At 68.2% G+C, this 16,538-nt stretch carries 13 protein-coding genes; 7 read left to right on the forward strand and 6 right to left on the reverse strand.

Features of this window, described 5'->3' with window-relative positions; translation table 11 throughout:
- Nucleotides 1-11 precede the first annotated feature (11 nt).
- From xylE to UAA55_RS12355, 3 genes are all read right to left on the reverse strand, one after another.
- Nucleotides 12-1,478 carry a D-xylose transporter XylE gene (gene xylE, locus UAA55_RS12345; RefSeq protein ID WP_322953075.1) on the reverse strand — a complete coding sequence of 489 codons (1,467 nt, stop codon included), beginning with the start codon at nt 1,476-1,478 and terminating at the stop codon, nt 12-14.
- Between the two features lie 54 nt (nt 1,479-1,532).
- Nucleotides 1,533-2,600, reverse strand: coding sequence for a LacI family DNA-binding transcriptional regulator (locus UAA55_RS12350; RefSeq protein ID WP_322953077.1), 1,068 nt, complete (start codon nt 2,598-2,600; stop codon nt 1,533-1,535).
- Between the two features lie 225 nt (nt 2,601-2,825).
- Nucleotides 2,826-5,129 (reverse strand): TonB-dependent receptor, encoded by a 2,304-nt coding sequence (locus tag UAA55_RS12355; protein WP_040849611.1) that lies wholly within the window; start codon nt 5,127-5,129, stop codon nt 2,826-2,828.
- Between the two features lie 346 nt (nt 5,130-5,475).
- Between UAA55_RS12355 and UAA55_RS12360 the strand changes: the two genes are divergently transcribed.
- Nucleotides 5,476-7,128, forward strand: a complete 1,653-nt coding sequence (locus UAA55_RS12360) for a tryptophan halogenase family protein (protein ID WP_322953079.1) — start codon at nt 5,476-5,478, stop codon at nt 7,126-7,128.
- 19 nt (nt 7,129-7,147) lie between these two features.
- Here the strand turns inward: UAA55_RS12360 and UAA55_RS12365 are convergent, their stop codons facing one another.
- On the reverse strand, nt 7,148-8,197 hold the full coding sequence (locus UAA55_RS12365) for a LacI family DNA-binding transcriptional regulator (protein ID WP_322953080.1): 1,050 nt from the start codon (nt 8,195-8,197) through the stop codon (nt 7,148-7,150).
- 283 nt (nt 8,198-8,480) lie between these two features.
- Between UAA55_RS12365 and UAA55_RS12370 the strand changes: the two genes are divergently transcribed.
- From UAA55_RS12370 to UAA55_RS12380, 3 genes are all read left to right on the forward strand, one after another.
- A complete protein-coding gene (locus UAA55_RS12370; protein WP_322953081.1) occupies nt 8,481-9,965 on the forward strand; it encodes an MFS transporter in 1,485 nt (494 codons plus the stop codon).
- A gap of 42 nt (nt 9,966-10,007) precedes the next feature.
- Nucleotides 10,008-10,892 (forward strand): LytR/AlgR family response regulator transcription factor, encoded by an 885-nt coding sequence (locus UAA55_RS12375; protein WP_322953083.1) that lies wholly within the window; start codon nt 10,008-10,010, stop codon nt 10,890-10,892.
- Nucleotides 10,893-11,005: 113 nt separating this feature from the next.
- Entirely contained in the window at nt 11,006-13,237 is a 2,232-nt protein-coding gene (locus UAA55_RS12380) for a CocE/NonD family hydrolase (RefSeq protein WP_322953084.1), read from the forward strand.
- 4 nt (nt 13,238-13,241) lie between these two features.
- Here UAA55_RS12380 and UAA55_RS12385 read toward each other — a convergent pair whose 3' ends face one another.
- Nucleotides 13,242-13,739, reverse strand: a complete 498-nt coding sequence (locus UAA55_RS12385) for a PaaI family thioesterase (protein ID WP_322953085.1) — start codon at nt 13,737-13,739, stop codon at nt 13,242-13,244.
- A 186-nt stretch (nt 13,740-13,925) separates the two neighbouring features.
- On the opposite strand from UAA55_RS12385, the gene ppk2 reads away from it, so the two are divergent.
- Nucleotides 13,926-14,909, forward strand: coding sequence for a polyphosphate kinase 2 (ppk2, locus tag UAA55_RS12390; RefSeq protein ID WP_322953086.1), 984 nt, complete (start codon nt 13,926-13,928; stop codon nt 14,907-14,909).
- Between the two features lie 44 nt (nt 14,910-14,953).
- On the opposite strand, the gene UAA55_RS12395 is transcribed toward ppk2, so the two are convergent.
- Nucleotides 14,954-15,742, reverse strand: coding sequence for a class II aldolase/adducin family protein (locus tag UAA55_RS12395; RefSeq protein WP_322953087.1), 789 nt, complete (start codon nt 15,740-15,742; stop codon nt 14,954-14,956).
- Nucleotides 15,743-15,847: 105 nt separating this feature from the next.
- On the opposite strand from UAA55_RS12395, the gene UAA55_RS12400 reads away from it, so the two are divergent.
- A complete protein-coding gene (locus UAA55_RS12400) occupies nt 15,848-16,174 on the forward strand; it encodes a Crp/Fnr family transcriptional regulator (RefSeq protein ID WP_322953088.1) in 327 nt (108 codons plus the stop codon).
- Nucleotides 16,162-16,527, forward strand: a complete 366-nt coding sequence (locus UAA55_RS12405) for a Crp/Fnr family transcriptional regulator (protein WP_322953089.1) — start codon at nt 16,162-16,164, stop codon at nt 16,525-16,527. Before UAA55_RS12400 ends, UAA55_RS12405 begins: the two co-directional genes overlap by 13 nt.
- Nucleotides 16,528-16,538 lie beyond the last annotated feature (11 nt).

Raw genomic sequence — 16,538 nt, forward strand, 5'->3', positions numbered from 1 at the left:
AGCGGGAACGCTCAACGGCCGGCGGCCTTCCACACGCCTTCCATCTCCTCCAGGCTGCGTCCCTTGGTTTCGGGGACGAAGCGCCAGACGAACAGGCCGGCCAGGATGCTGAAGGCGCCGTAGAGGTAATAGGCGAAGCCATGGTTGAACATGGCGTTCAGCGCGGCGTTGCCGTCCAGCACCTTGAACGACCAGGAGACCACCCAGTTGGCGATCCACTGGGCCGCCACCGCGATGCTGAGCGCCTTGCCCTTGATGGGGTTGGGGAAGATTTCGGCCAGCAGCACCCAGACGACGGGACCCCAGGAAAAGGCGAAGCCGGCGACGTAGACCACCACCGCCACCAGGGCGCCGATGCCCATCTGGTGCCGGTTCAGGAGGAAGCCCAGCGCCAGCATGGCCGTGGCCATGACGGCGGCACCGGCGATCAGCAGCGGCTTGCGCCCCAGCCGGTCCACCGTGAACATGGCCACCAGGGTGAACAGCACGTTGGCCGCCCCCACCACCACGGTCTGCAGCAGCGCGCTGTCGGTGCCCGCCCCCATGTTCTCGAACATCAGCGGGGCGTAATAGAGCACGGCGTTGATGCCCACCAGCTGCTGGAACAGGGAGAGCATGATGCCCACCACCAGCACCAGGGCGCCGTAGGCCAGCAGGCGGTCGGTATGCTGCATCAGGCTGCCCTCGATCTCACGCCGCGTCAGGGCGGCCTCGGCCGGGCCCATCAGGCGGGTCAGCGTGGCCTCGGCCTCCGCCCCCCGGCCCACCATGATCAGCCAGCGCGGCGTATCGGGCACGAAGGCCAGCAGCACCAGGAACAGCGCGGCCGGCAGCGCCTCCGACCCCAGCATCCAGCGCCAGCCGACGCTGTTCAACCAGGCGCCGTCGCCCTGGGCGGCGATGGCCCAGTTCACGAAATAGACGCCGGCGATGCCCAGCACGATGGCCATCTGGTTGAAGGAGATGAGACGGCCGCGGGCGTGCGGCGGCGCGATCTCCGCGATGTAGAGCGGCGACAGCATGCTGGCGATGCCCACGCCGACGCCACAGATGACGCGGTAGATGATGAAGGGCGTCAGCGCCGCCGGCCCCATCCGGCCGATGGTGCCCAGGCCCAGTTCCGGCAGGGCGGAGCCGATGGCGGAAACCAGGAACAGCACGGCCGCCAGGAACAGCCCGCGCTTGCGCCCGAAGCGGTCGGCCACCCAGCCGGCGATCATGCCGCCGACGACGCAGCCGATGAGCGCGCTGGAAATGGTGAAGCCCGACAGGCTGTCGCGCGCGGTATCGGCCAGGCCCAGCGGGTCGATGAAGTTGGCGTCGATGGACTTCACCGCACCCGAGATGACGGCGGTGTCGTAGCCGAACAGCAGGCCGCCCAGGGTGGCGACCAGGGTCAGCATCACCACCAGGCCCGAGCCGGCATGCGCGTCATGACGCGTGCCGCCGGGGGCCTTAACTTTCGGATCATTGGCCACGATCGTCCTCCCGCACGGGATCGATGTCCCATGCGCCTTGATTGATGGTCTGGATCAGCGCCGGGCGCGGCCGAGGGATGGCAGGCTGGGCGGCGGGGCGGTCGATTCCCGCACCACCACCTCGAACTCCAGCAACCGGCGCGGCATGGGATGGGTCCAAGGCTGGCGCCGCACCGCCCGGTCGATCAGCAGGTCGGCCGCCGCCGCCGCCATGCGGCTGATGGGCTGGCGGATGGTGGTCAGCTGCGGCCAGATGATGCGGGCGACCGGCGTATCGTCGAAGCCCGCCACCGACAGGTCGGCCGGAACCGACAGGCCCAGGCGCTGCGCCACCGCCACCGACGCGGCCGCCATGTCATCGTTGCTGGCGAAGATGGCGGTGGGGCGATCGGCCAGGGTCAGCAGTTGTTCCGCGCAGGCCATGCCGGTGCGGTAGGAGAAATGGCCGGGGCGCACCAGTTCCGGGTCCAGCGGGATGCGGTGTTCCGCCAACTCGTCCCGGAAGCCGCGGTAGCGCTGCTCCGTGGCGCCATGGTCCGGATGGCCCAGCAGAAAGCCGATGCGGCGGTGGCCCAGGCTGATCAGGTAGGCCGTCATCTGGCGGGAGGCGGCGTAGTCGTCCATGTAGACGAAGGGCGCCGTCTCACGATCCGTGTCGGGCGCGATGCGCACCAGGGGAATGCGCGAGGCGCGCAGGGCCTCCACCACGCCGGCGTGGTCGACCAGCGGCGGGGTCAAGATGACGCCCTCCAGCCGCAGCTGGGAAATGAGGTTCAGGACCTGGTCGCCAACGTTGGGGTCGGTGCTGTCCCAGGGCTCCACCAGCAGGTGGAAGCCGCCCTCGCGGCAGCGGGCCACGGCGCCGGCCTGCACGTCGCTCATATAGTGGGCGCTGGGGTTGTCGTAGAACAGTCCGATGAGGAAGGAGCGGTCGCCGGCCAGGCCCCGGGCGTTCAGGTTGGGGCGGTAATCCAGGCGGGCGATGGCATCCATGACCCGGGCGTGCGTCTCGTGGGAGACGCCGGCCTCGCGGTTGATGACGCGCGACACGGTCTTGATGGACACCTTGGCCAGGCCCGCAACCTCCCGAATGGTGATCGACCGCTTCTCTGGCTGGGCCAATGGGGTCTCCCAAATCAGGGGCAAATCAGGGGTGCGACGCCTTTTGTCATTGCGTCAGACGGGCGATGACAAGAGGGGGTAAAGGGATGGGCGGTGCGGGGGCACCGCCCATCAAGGTGCAGGATTCGGGGAGAGTGCATCCTGCCAAGAAGGGCAAACGCCGGGGCGCGGGGCGGAAGAGGCCCCCCCCCGCGCCCGGGGGTCGAACAACGCGAACGAACCGGATCAGAAGCTGGCGTGCGCCCGCACACCCCAGGTCTGGGGCGGCTGGTACACGGCCGTCCACACCGGGGTCGCCGGGCCGCCGAAAGCGCCGGCGTTGGACTTGATGTTGGCGTTTTCCACGTTCTGGACGAAGCCTTCCAAGGACCACTTGCCGCTGGGCGCGTCGTAACGGACGGCCAGGTCGGTGCGGGTATAGGCCTTCTGCTCGTCGTACGTGCCGGCGTTGAAGAAGGACAGGTAGCTGCGCGTCTCGAAATGGGTGGAGACGCGCGGGGTCAGGGTGCCGCCGTTGGGCAGATCGAACACATGCTCATACCCGACGGTGCCCGACAGGGCCGGGGCGTGGGGCAGCTCGTTGCCCTTCAGCTCGACCAGGTGAGAAACGTCGCCGCCGCTGTACAGGCGGGCGTCGATGCTCTGCAGTTCTTCCATCTCGGTGTGCTGGGCGGACAGCGACAGGTTGATCGTGTCACGCGGCGTGACCTTGGCGGCCAGTTCGGCTTCCAGACCGTAGGCCTTCGCGCCCTGGGCGTTCTGGGTCACGATCTGCGAACCGATGACGTGGCCGGCAGCGTCACGGGTGGTGACCGCCTGGTTCACCTGGTAGCCGGTGAAGTCTTCATAGTAAGCCGCCACGTTGAAGGTGGCGCGGCCGCCGAACAGCGTCGTCTTGGCGCCGACTTCATAGTTGGTCAGCGTCTCGGGGCCGGCCAGCTTGCCGCCGTCCTCGATGTTGCCGGACTTGAAGCCCGTGCCGACGCTGGCATAGGTCATCAGCACGTCCTTGATGATGTCGGCGTCGGCGCGGACCAGCCAGGTCGCCTTGCTCCACTGGCCGTAGACGTCGTTGGGCGACGCCGTGTAGCCGGGGATGGAGTAGGGGTCGCGGCCGAAGATGCCCTGGGTGCAGCCGTTGCAGGTGACGTTGCGGCCGCCGATGTCTTCCTTGTCGTCGCGGGTGTAGCGCACGCCGCCCGTCAGACGGATGTCGTCGGTGACGTGCCAGGTGGCCTGGCCGAAGCCGGCGGCCGATTCGATTTCACGATCGGACTGGATGAAGCTGCCGGCCCAGCTGAAGGTGCCCAGGCGGTAGCCGTTGGCCTGATCGATGTCGAAGCGGATCTTGTTGGTTTCGTGCGAGTAGTACGCACCCAGGATCCAGTCGATGGTGTGCACGCCCGACGACTTCAGCTGCAGTTCATGGCTGAAGAAGTCGTAGCTGGACCAGACGGTGCTGTTCTGCTCGAACGCGCCGGACGGCGTGGTGGCGCTGGTCGGCGGCAGCACGCCGCTGTCCGCGTCCACTTGGTTGTTGCCGCCCAGCCAGGACGCGCCGGCGATGTAGGACAGCTGCAGGTAGTCGTTGATGTCGTAGTCCATCTTGCTGTGGACGGACTTCGCGGTGCGGTCCTGGAACGGCGCGGTGTCGGCCTGCACCGACCACAGGTTGGTGCCCGGACGCGGGGTCTGCATCAGCGGTTCGACCGGGGTGCCGGTGTCCTCATACCACTCGAAGTTCAGGTCCCAGCTGAAACGGTCCGTCGGGCGCCAGGCGCCGCTGACGCGGAAGGACTTCTGGTCGCCGGCGTAGTACTTCGGACCGCTGGTCACGTAGGCGGCCGGGTTCACGCCCGGGACGTTCGGCGCCGGCTGGTAGTCGACATAGCCGTCGTGCTTGTCCGTCACGAAGGCGACGCGGAAGGCCAGCTTGTCGGAGACGGGCAGGTTGAACATGCCGCGGGTGCCGAAGCGGCCGTAGGAACCGGCGACGACCTCGGCGTTGCCGTATTCCTTATCGAAGGTCGGCTTGGCGGAGATCAGGCTGACGGCGCCGACGGTGGCGTTGCGGCCGAACAGGGTGCCCTGTGGGCCGCGCAGCACTTCCACGCGTTCCATGTCGTACATCAGCACAGAGGCGCCCTGGGCGCGCGGCGAGTAGATGCCGTCGACGTACATGGCGACCTCGGGGTCGGCCACCTCGGTGTAGGCGCTGTCGTTGCCGATGCCGCGCAGGGTCAGGGTGATGGCGTTCTGGTCGCCCTGCTGGCCGAACTGCAGGCTGGGCACGAACTTGGACAGATCGGTGATGTCTTTGACCTGCTGCTTGTCCAGGCTTTCCTGGCTGAACGCCGACACGGCGATCGGGGTTTCCTGCAGCTTGGTCTCACGCTTGGTCGCGGTAACGACGATTTCGGCAATGGTATCGGAGGGACCGGCCGGCGCCGTCGCGGTCTGCGCGTACGCGCCACCGGAAAGGGCAATCACAGCCGCTGCTTGCAGATAGAGTCCGAGTCTCGCCTTCATCTCGCTTCCTCCCTTTTATTCTAGCCTGGTTGCTCAAGGCGGATATTCGGCGGCTGCCGCCCACACGGGATGGGTGCGGCGCCGCTGTGGGTCGCATGTTTAGCGGGGCTGACAATGCTGTCAACAAAATTATGACAACGTTGTCGCACAGCGCTGTCATATGGCGGGAACCGTGGTATTCTGGCCTCATGTGCAGGACAGTCCCCGCGGCGGCGCAACAAATCGGCCGTCAACCACCGGGTGACGGCCCGACGCGGGAAGCGACGGTCCCGCCTTAAGAGTTTGAGAAACATAAGAACCGCCGCCGTTCCGGCAAGGGGAACGGACGGCCATGAGGGAGGAAGTGATGACCGCAGCGGAGGGCGCCCGGCGCCGTATCTTGATCGTGGGCGGGGGCACCGCCGGCTGGCTGACCGCCGCCTATCTGGCCAAGACATTGGGCGCCAATTTGTCCGGCGGGACGGAAATCACCCTGATCGAATCGAGCGACATCGGCATCATCGGCGTGGGCGAGGGCACCTTCCCCACCATCCGCTCCACCCTGGCCGCCATCGGCATCGATGAGGCGCGCTTCCTGCGGGAAAGCACCGCCACGTTCAAGCAAGGCGTCCATTTCGTGGATTGGGCGGAAACGCCGGCCCCCGACGCCAGCCCCATCCAGGCCCTGGGCGCCGTGCCCGGCCACACCCATTATTTCCATCCCTTCAACTTCCCGCATGTTGGTAACGGGCCGGAGCTGCTGCCTTACTGGCTGTTGGGCGAGGCCGGGGATCTGCCCTTCGCGCAGGCCGTGACCCTCCAGAAGGCGGTGGCGGACGCGTCACGGGGACCCAAGCGGGCCATCGACCCGCCCTATGCGGCGCCCCTGAACTACGCCTATCACTTCGACGCCAACCGCCTGGCCGCGCTGCTGCGCACCGTGGCCATCGAGCTGGGCGTGCGCCACCGGGTGGGCACCGTCACCAACGTGGTGCTGGACGGCAGTGGTGCCGTGGCGCGGGTGGACACGCGCGAGCACGGCAGCCTGAGCGCCGACCTCTACGTCGACTGCAGCGGCTTCAGGGCGGAGATCATCGGCCGGGCCCTGAAGGTGCCCTTCAAGTCCTATCAGGACGTGCTGTTCAACGACCGGGCGGTGGCGCTGCAGGTGCCCTATGACCGGCCGGACGCGCCCATCCCCTCCTACACCGTGGCCACGGCGCATGAGGCGGGTTGGACCTGGGACATCGGCCTGAACGATCGCCGGGGCACCGGCTACGTCTATTCCAGCCGCCACACCGACGACACCCGGGCGGAGGAAGTGTTGCGCCGCTACCTGGGCCCGGTGGCAGAGGGGCGGGAGGTGCGCCTGCTGAAGTTCGACTCGGGTTGCCGTGCTGCCCAGTGGGTGGGCAATTGCGTGGCCGTGGGCCTGTCCGGCGGCTTTTTCGAGCCCCTGGAATTGACCGGCATCATGCTGATCGAGGTGGCGGCCCACATGATCGCCCAATACTTCCCCTGGGGGGAAACGGGCCTGGACAGCGCCCAGACGGCCGCGTCCATGGCCGCCACCGCCCGCACCTACAACGCGCTGATGGGCAAGCGGTATGAGCGCATCGTCGATTTCCTGAAGCTGCACTACTGCATCACCCGCCGTACCGACAGCGCCTATTGGCGGGACAACGCCGACCCGGCCACCATACCGGAGAGCCTGCGCGACCGCCTGGCCGTATGGGCGCATCGGCCGCCCGGACGCTTCGACTTCGTGGCCGACCACGAGACCTTCCTGCCGGCCAGCTACCAATACGTCCTGTACGGCATGGGCTTCAAAACCGACCTGGAGCCGGCGCGCGCCCTTCACCGCCGCATGGATGAGGCGCGGCACGAGTTCCGGGGCCTGCGCACCGTGGCCCCCCAGGCCGTGTCCAGCCTGCCCACCCACCGCGAGCTGGTGGAGGAGGTCTACCGCAACGGCTTCCGCCCGCCCCAGGCCGCGCCGGCCGTGGGCGGGCGCCGCTAGGGGTCCATGCTTCGGGGGATCAGGCCTTGCCCGGCGGGCGGGCGGTGGACTGGCGCAGCAGGATGGTGTGGGCCAGCACCTGGTGCGGCACGGGCTTGGGCCAGTCGACCTTGCCCCGCTGCGACAGCAGGCCGATCAGGATGTCGGCCGCCGTTTCCGCCATTTCCCGCACCGGCTGGCGCACCGTGGTCAGCGGCGGCCACATCATCTCGGCCAGCGGCGTGTCGTCGAAGCCCACCACCGACAGATTGGCCGGCAGGCTGAAGCCGCGGTTGTGCGCCTCCGCCACCACGGCGGCGGCCATTTCATCGTTGCTGGCGAAGATGGCGGTGGGACGGTGCGGCTGGTCCAGCAGGCGGCGGGCGCAGGCCACGGCCGAGGCATAGGTGAATTCCCCCTGCTCCACCAGCACCGGATCCACCGCCACGCCGGCGTCGGTCAGCGCCTCGCAATAGCCGGTGTAGCGCAGGATGGTGGCGGTGTGGTTGGCCTTGCCCTTGATGAAGCCGATGCGCCGGTGCCCCAGGGCCAGCAGGTGCTGGGTCAGGGTGTAGGCCGCCTGCCGTTCATCGATGCGGACGGAAGGCGAGGTTTCCAATTCCTGCTGCGGCGTGACGCGGACATAGGGCACGCCCGCCTCTTCCAGGATGCGCAGCACGATGGGGTTGTCGGTTACGGGTGCCGTCAGCACCACGCCGTCCAGCCGCATCTGATTGACGATGGCGCTGGCCCGCTGCTCCACGTTGGGGCTGCGATAGTCGATTTCCTCGATCATCAGGTGATAGCCGTGGGCGCGACAGCGGTTCAGCAGGCCCACCTGGATTTCCAGGGTATAGGGGCCGCCGGCGTCGCCGTAGAGATGGCCGATGAGGTTCGAGCGTTCGCTGGCCAGGCTGCGGGCCATCATGTTGGGCTGGTAGCCCAGTTCGGCCACCGCCTTCTCGATGCGCTCCTGCATGTCGGGGCTGACATAGCGTTCCTTGTTGATGACCCGCGACACCGTCTTGATGGACGCCCCCGCCAGGCGCGCCACATCGATGATCGTCGGCTTGCGGTCAGGCCCCGCCATATGTCCACTCCCCATCCCTATGTCAGCGCCGCTTTCCCCCTCATGGGCGCCGGCGCGGGCCTACAATCACCCGAGGCGCCCGGCTGCGGCAATCCTGCATCGATGGCGCAAAAAAGCGCGCCCGTCCATCATTTGACCGCCCCTGGCCGAAAGGTACGCTGGCGCGACCGCCACAGGATGTTGTTTTCTGGAAGCGGCCCGGGGGCGGAAACGGGATGATGGCACCGCTGTCATTCCCGCCGACGCACTCCTGGCCCCAAGACAAAAATTCCCCGGGGGGAAGATGGCTTATGGACAGGCGCCTGTCGCCTTGAAGACCAAGCTGGGCTACGCCATCGGTGACTTGGGCCTGAACCTGCACTGGCAGGCGATGACCCTGTTCCTGGCCTATTTCCAGACGGATGTGCAGGGCGTGCCCCCGGTGTGGGTGGGCGTGGGTTTCCTGGTGGCCGCCATCGCCGACGGCCTGGCCAATCCCCTGATGGGCGTGTGGGCCGACCGCACCAGCACGCGCCTGGGTCGCTACCGCCCCTTCATCCTGTGGGGCGGCGTGCCGCTGGGCGCCGTCATGGCCGCCTGCTTCACCGCACCCGGCTTCGGTCAGGGCGGCCTGATCGCCTACGCCATCCTCAGCCACATGGCGTGGCGGGGCGTCTACACCATCGTCTCCATCCCCTATGCCTCGCTGTCCGCCCGCATCACCCAGGACGCGGAGGAACGGTCCAGCCTGACCGGCTATCGCATGACCTGCGCCTTCATCGGCGGCATCACCGTGTCCTTCCTGCTGCCGGCCCTGGCCGCCCGCGTCGACCGCATGGCGACGGGCGGACATGGCGGCGCCTATGGCGGTTTGGGCTACAGCGTCAGCGGCCTGGTGGTGGGCGCCCTGTCCGTCGCCCTGTTCTGGCTATGCGCCGCCGTGGTGAAGGAAGATCCGTGGCCGGCCCTGACGCCGGCCTCACGCTCCACCCTTGACAGCGATGTCATCGGATTCCTGCGCACGCTGGGCCGCTCCGGCCCGCTGATGCGCCTGCTGGTGTCCATCGGCCTCATCCAGGTGGCGGGCGCCCTGCAGTTCCGCAACCTGGTCTATTTCTTCAAATACGACGTGGGCGACATGGACCTGGCCGCCTACGCCATGCCCGCCTTCTCCGCCGCCAGCGCCATCAGCGTGCCCTTCTGGGTGTGGCTATCGCGCCGCCGCAGCAAAAAGGTGTCGTGGCAGCTGGGCACGGGCCTGGCGGCCCTGGCGTCGCTGGCCTTCCTGATGGTGCCCAGCACCCAGCCGGCCCTGGCGGTGGCGGCCATCGCCGCCCTGTTCGTGGGCTGCACCGTCCACGCCGTGGGCTTCTGGGCCATGCTGCCCGACCTGGTCGACTACAACGAATGGCGCTTCGGCCGCCGGGACGAGGCCAAGATATTCGGCGTGGCCTCGCTGGCGCAGAAGGTGGCGCTGGGCCTGGCCGGCGCGCTGCTGGGCTGGCTGTTGTCCGCCATCGGCTTCGTGCCCAACGCCACCCAGTCGGCGGAAACGCTGAGCGGCCTGCGCCAACTGATGTCGCTGTTGCCCTGCGGGCTGTTCGTCACCACCCTGGCGCTGATGGCGGGCTACCCCCTGGACGGAGCCCTGCACCGGCGGATCGTGGAGGACCTGGACCGGCGGGCCGAGGGTGTCGTGGAGCCGGTGCCGGCCAACAGCCCGGGCAAGGAGCCGGCGGCGAACGGGCACGCGGGACCCGGCCATCAGGCGCGCGGCGCCCGGGTTTGAGGTACCATCTCCCTGTTGATGGAACCAGTCCCTGGACCCCGCATGATCGCATTTCCGGGCACGGGCGCACACGCCGCCCTCACCGCCGCCAAACCAGCCTGGACCCGGCACGGCCCCGACCTTCTGGCGATCGGCCTGGTATTCCTGGCCTACACCGTGACCCTGTGGCAGGCGCACGGTGCGGGCCTGGGCGCGTCCGTCATCGGCGCCGCCGCCAATACGATACCCGTGGTCATCTTTGGAGCCTTGGCCCGGGACGTCATCGTCAAGCGGCTGCTGGGCCGGCCGCCGCTTTTCCAGGCCGTGGGCCACATCGCCTTGTGCGCCGCCTTTTCCCTGCTGTCCCTGTGGCTGCTGGTCGTGCTGCTGGGCATGGCTGACGGCCTGTCACCGACCGATTTCTCCGTCCGTTCCTTTTCCGGCGCCGGCATGGTCTGGCAGGGTCTGGAGGACGTGACCACCTACGCCGTCCTCGCGGCGCTGACCTATGCCCGCTTCACCCGACCGGCGCCCATGGTCCCGCCTGTGATCCCGCCCGTGGCCCCAGTGGAACAACCGGCAGCCCATGCCCCACCACCCACCAGCCCCGCACCCGCGCCGGAACCCGCGCGCATCTTCGTTCGAGATGGGGAGGACATACGTCCCCTCGACCTCGGCGGCGTGGCGTGCATCGGCGGGGCGGACGACTATGTGGAGGTGACCACCGCCACGGCCAAGCACCTGGTGCGCATGACGCTGGCGGAGTTCGAGCGCAACCTGGACCCGGCACGTTTCGCCCGGGTCCATCGCTCCTGGATCGTCAATCTGGACTGCGTGGAAAGGATGGAGCCCGCCGGCGGCGGCCGCATGCTGCTGCATCTGAGCACAGGCCACATCGTGCCCGCCAGCCGCGCCGGCACCAAGCTGCTGCGGGATCGTATCATCTGACGATCATTTGGCCGACAGCCCGGTGCCGTTCACCGCACGCCGGCAGCCTTTCACCGAATTTCCAGCGCCCCCGTTCGGCCCGCGTCTATCGCTCGGACGAATGGAGACGCCGAATGCCCCTCTTCCCACGCCGCCTGGCGATGGCCCTCAGCCTCGCCTTCATTCTGCCCGTGACCCCAGCCACCGCTGGTCAGGCCACCGCCTTGGCCGACGCGGAAACGCTGATCGCCGGCCACGCCGCAACCTCCGCCGCCGACCTGACCACGCTCTACCGCCTGCAACTCGCCGCCAACCGCTACACGGACGGGGAGGCGACACTGGACAGGTTGCAGGCGCTGTACGACCGGACGGAACCCGGCCGCGCCAATGGCCTGCTTCCCTGGCGCGTCTATGCCCGCGCCCGCCTGTACGCCCAGGCGTACGACGATCCGCAGGCCGCCTTTCCCGCCGCCTTCACCCAGGCCTTCACCGAGCTGTACGCCAGCCTGCCTGACCGCCGCATGGCCGACGTCCTGCCGTGGTGGACCGTAAACTTCGGCCGGCTGCGCGCCGAGGCCGACCGCACGGCCGCCGCCTGCGGCGGCACCCCCCTGGCGACCTGCCCCACCGGGGACCAGGCGGTCGCCGCTCGGGAGGCGTTGACCGCCTGGGAAGCGATGGCGGCGCTGGCCCCGCGCCTGGTGCGCGCCGATGCGGAGCGGCGGTTCATCATCGACGACCAACTGCTGGTGCCCACGCCTGACAGCGCCCAGATCGCGCTGATCGTTGTGCGCCCCCGCACCGTGACCGGCGACAAGCTGGTGGCGCTGCTCAACTTCACCATCTACGCCCGGGATGACTGGAGCCTCGCCGACGCGGTGAAAATGGCGGCGTACGGCTATGCCGGTGCCGTCGCATACACCCGGGGCAAGGGACGCGGCCCTGGATCCGCCGTGCCTTACATCCATGACGGCGCGGACGCCGCCACTGTGATCGGCTGGCTGGCACGGCAGGACTGGAGCGACGGCCGCGTCGGCATGTTCAGCGGCAGCTACAACGCCTCCACCCAATGGGCGGCGGCGAAACACCACCCGCCGGCGCTGAAGGCCATCGCCACCAACGCCAGCAACGCGCCCGGCATCGACACGCCCATGCGGGGCAACGTGTTCCAGAGCTTCGTCTACCCATGGCCGCTCTACACCACCGACCTCAAGGGCCTGGACGACCGGACCTATGACGATCCCGCCCGGTGGCAGGGGCTGGAGCGCCGGTGGTACGCCAGCGGCCGGCCTTATCGCGACCTGGACAAGATCGATGGCACGTCCAACCCGGTGTTCGACGCCTGGCTGGACCACCCCGCCTATGACGCCTACTGGCAACGCCTGCTGCCCTATGGGCCGGAGTTCGCCGACGTGGACATCCCCGTGTTCGTGGAGACCGGCTATTACGACGGTGGCATGGTCGGGGCGCTGTATTACCTTGAACAGCACTACCGCCATCGCCCCACGGCCGACCATCGGCTGCTGGTCGGCCCTTATCACCACACCGCCATGCAGGCCGGCGTCCTGCCGGTCATCGACGGCTACACCATCGATCCCGCCGCCCGCGTCGACCTGCAGGCCATACGCCTGCGATGGTTCGATCACGTCTTTCACGGCACCCCCCTGCCGGAGGTGCTGAGCGACCGCATCAATTTCCAGGTGATGGGTGCGAACCGGTGGCGGCACGTCGCCAGCCTGTCGCGGATGGCCACACGGTCCCTGCGGCTTTATCTGACCAGCCGCCGGGAGGGCGGCCATTTCCGCTTCAGCCGAAGCCCGCCGGCGGAGGGACAGGCGGGGCCGGAACTGACGGTCGATTTCGCCGATCGCGGCGACGTGGCGTACCAGCCCCCGGCGGATGGCCCGGACACGCGCAACGCCCTGGTTTTCACCACGGCGCCGCTGTCCGCCGCCACCGAGGTGGATGGCCTGTTCCAGGGCCGCCTTGTCCTGCGCGCCAACAAGCGCGACCTCGACCTTGCCGTGGATTTCTATGAGCAGCGCGCGGACGGGCGCACCCTGCCGCTGGCCTCATATCTGGGCCGGGCGAGCTATATGGCGAACCGCACGAGGCGCCACTTGCTGACACCGGGGGGCCGGACGGTGCTGGAATTTCAAAGCCAGACGGTGACGGCCCGCCTGCTGGCGCCGGGCAGCCGCATCATCGCCGTGGTGGGCGTGCCCAAGCGCCCGGACATGCAGATCAATTACGGCACCGGCAAGGACGTCAGCGACGAGTTCATCGCCGACGCCCGCATCCCGTTGCGCGTCCGCTTCCTGCCCGGCAGCTACCTGCGGCTGGGAACACGTCCGCCTGGCGATTAAGCCTTCAAGCCTTGGGCGGCCGGGGGTCGAACACCAGGCAGGTGGTGGTGCCGTGGGCCAGCAGCCGGCCCTCGGCGTCGATCAGGCGGCCTTCGGAGGTGGCGGTGCGGCCGCCGCTGTGGATGACGCGGCCCTCGGCCCGCACAGGGCCCGTCGCCTCCGTCACCGCGCGGATGTAGTTGATCTTCAGTTCCAGCGTGGTGTAGCCGCGCCCGCCGGTCAGCGTGGTCTGCACGGCACAGGCCATGCAGCTGTCCAGCAGGGTGGCGATCCAGCCGCCGTGGACCGAGCCGATGGGATTGTAGTAGGCGTGGGCCGGCGTGCCGGTGAAGACGGCGTAGCCCTGTTCGGCATGGCTGAGCGTGAAGCCCAAGGTGTGGGAGATGGGCGGCGGCGGCAGGTCGCCCGCCATCATGGCGCGCAAGAAATCCAGCCCGTCCATGCGGGCCAGCGCCGCCATGCGCTCCGCCTCACCCACCTGCTTCTCTTCCGGGGCCGTCATCGCCGTCCTCTTCACATCGGATACCGCACCGCGCCGATCCTGCCCCTGAAGCTATCATTATGCAAGTTTCATAAGTGCTGTGGCATTGACATGGCGCAAGGATGGGGCGCCCCATTCAGGAACAAGGTGCTTGGCAAGGAACCACAACGGTTCACCCGCACACATTACTGGGAGGCCTGACACGCCATGGCCGGCAAGTCCAAGAAGCACGCGAACCAGAACACGCAGCACACGAACGGCGCCGCCCCCGGCGGCGAGGCGGGGGAGCCCGCGCCGGAAGAGCTGGCGGACATCAGCCCGGCCCCGCCGCTGGACGGCGAAATCCTGCGCAACGCCAAGGAACACAAGCGCATCGAGGACCGCTGGAACATCCTGGGCCCGGGCAAGCCGGGCCGGCCGCCCAAGCACTACAAGTACGTGGAAGAGCTGGCGCGCCTGCAGTTCGAGCTGCTGAAGCTGCAGGAATGGGTGCGCATCCAGGGCCTGAAGGTGGTGGTGCTGTTCGAGGGGCGCGACGCCGCCGGCAAGGGCGGGGTGATCAAGCGCATCACCGAAAGCCTGAACCCCCGCATCTGCCGCGTGGTGGCCCTGGGCACGCCCACGGAGCGGGAGAAGGGCCAGTGGTACTTCCAGCGCTATGTCCAGCATCTGCCCGGCCAAGGCGAGATGATCCTGTTCGACCGCAGCTGGTACAACCGTGCCGGTGTCGAGAAGGTCATGGGCTTCTGCACCGAGGATGAGTACCAGGAGTTCCTGCGCGCCTGCCCCCTGTTCGAGGAGATGCTGGTGAAGTCCGGCGTCATCCTGATCAAGTACTGGTTCTCGGTCAGCGATGAGGAGCAGGAGAAGCGCTTCGTGGAGCGCATGCACAACCCCATGAAGCGTTGGAAGCTGTCACCCATGGATTTGGAGTCGCGCGGCCGCTGGGTGGAATATTCCAAGGCCAAGGACGTGATGCTGGCCCACACCGACCATGCCCACGCGCCCTGGTACATCGTCGACGCCGACAACAAAAAGAAGGCGCGCCTGAACTGCATCGCCCACCTGCTGCACCAGATTCCCTACAAGGATCTGAGCCCGGTGGAACTGCCCCTGCCCCCGCGCCAGCCGGACAACGGCTACAAGCGGCCCAAGAAGTCGACGCAACACTGGGTGAATGAGGGGTATTGATAGAGGATGGGCGAGGACGTCGGCCCCCTCGCCCGACTCCGTCCTCAGTCCTGAAACCCCGGCATCTGGCGGCCCAGCCGGCGCAGCAGGGCCGGCCAGACCAGCAGGTTGGCGGCCTGGGACACGCCCATGCGGCTGATGTGGATATTACGCTCGATGGCTTCATGGGCGGCGGGGTAGAGCGGCCGGCCCATGGTGAGCGTGCGCACCTGCATGGTGCAGGACCGTTCCAGGAAATACATGCGGGTGAACGCCTCCGCCACCGTGCGGCCCACCGTCAGGGTGCCGTGGTTGCGCAACAGCATGGTGTTCTTGGTGCCCAGGTCACGCTGCAGGCGCGGGCGCTCGTCATGCTCGAACGCCACGCCTTCGTAATCGTGATAGGCCAGGTCGTCGATCACCAGCTGCGCCGTCTGGTTCAGGGGTAGCAGCCCTTCCTCCAGGGTGGAGACCGCCGTGCCATCGGCGGTGTGCAGGTGAAGCACGCAACCCGCGTCCTCGCGCACCTGGTGCACGGCGGAATGAATGGTGAAGCCCGCCGGATTGACAGGGAAGCCGGTGTCCAGCACCACCTTGCCGTCCATGTCGACCTTCACCAGGCTGCTGGCCGTGATCTCTTCGAACAGCATGCCGTAGGGATTGATGAGGAAATGGTGCTCCGGCCCCGGCACCCGGGCCGAAATGTGGGTGAACACCAGATCGTCCCAACCGAACAGGGCCACCAGCCGGTAGGCCGCGGCCAGATCGACGCGCGACCGCCATTCCTCGGCCGAGACGCGGTCACGCAAAGGCGGCTGGTCGGCGGGGGCCAGCGTGGGCGCGGTATCGAACATGGGGTCCTCCCGGTGTTTTTGTGATAGCGACAGCCTACGCCCGGACGGCTTCCCAGAATGTCGCGAATTTGACAATCTGAGCCGAACCGTTTGGGGGATGCGAAGGTGGACAAGCACGCGGCGGCCCAGGTGCTGGAGACGCGGGGGTGGCTGGCGGAGCAGCCGGCGGATCTGCGCGCCGAGATCCTGGCGCGGGGACGCCTGCGCATTTACCCCGACGGCCAGGCGGTCTATCGCGGTGGCGACGCGCCGGATGGGCTGTACGCCCTGGTCACGGGCCGCATGCGCCTGGCCACGGTGCAGGAGGACGGGCGGGAGGTGGTGATCCTGCATGCCGGGCCGGGGCATTGGTTCGGCGAGGTCTCCATGGTCGACGGCCTGCCCCGGGGGCAGACGGCGGTGGCGCGGGGGAAAGCGTGGTGCTGCACCTGACGGCCCAGGCCTTCGCGCAGATCGTCGGGGCCGATCCCCGCCGTTGGGCCAATTTCGCCGGCATCCTCAGCCGCCACCTGCGTCAGGCCACGCATTACCTGGGGGAGGTGCTGGCCCTGCCCACGCCCCAGCGCACCGCCCGCCTGCTGGCCCTGCTGTGCCGGCTGGAGGAGGCGGGAAGCGGGCCGATGCTTCTGCCGTTGTCGCAGGAGGATCTGGCCGGCATGCTGGGCCTGAGCCGCCAGACCGCCAACCGGGCGCTAGGGCGGCTGGAGCGGGCGGGCCTGGTGCGCCGGGGCTATGGCGGCATCGAGGTGCGGGACGCAGGCCGGCTGGAGCGCTTTGTCGGTTAAAGGCGGGATGG

Origin of the sequence: Nitrospirillum guanabarense (assembly GCF_034653355.1) — a bacterium.
Classification (GTDB): Bacteria; Pseudomonadota; Alphaproteobacteria; order Azospirillales; family Azospirillaceae; genus Nitrospirillum.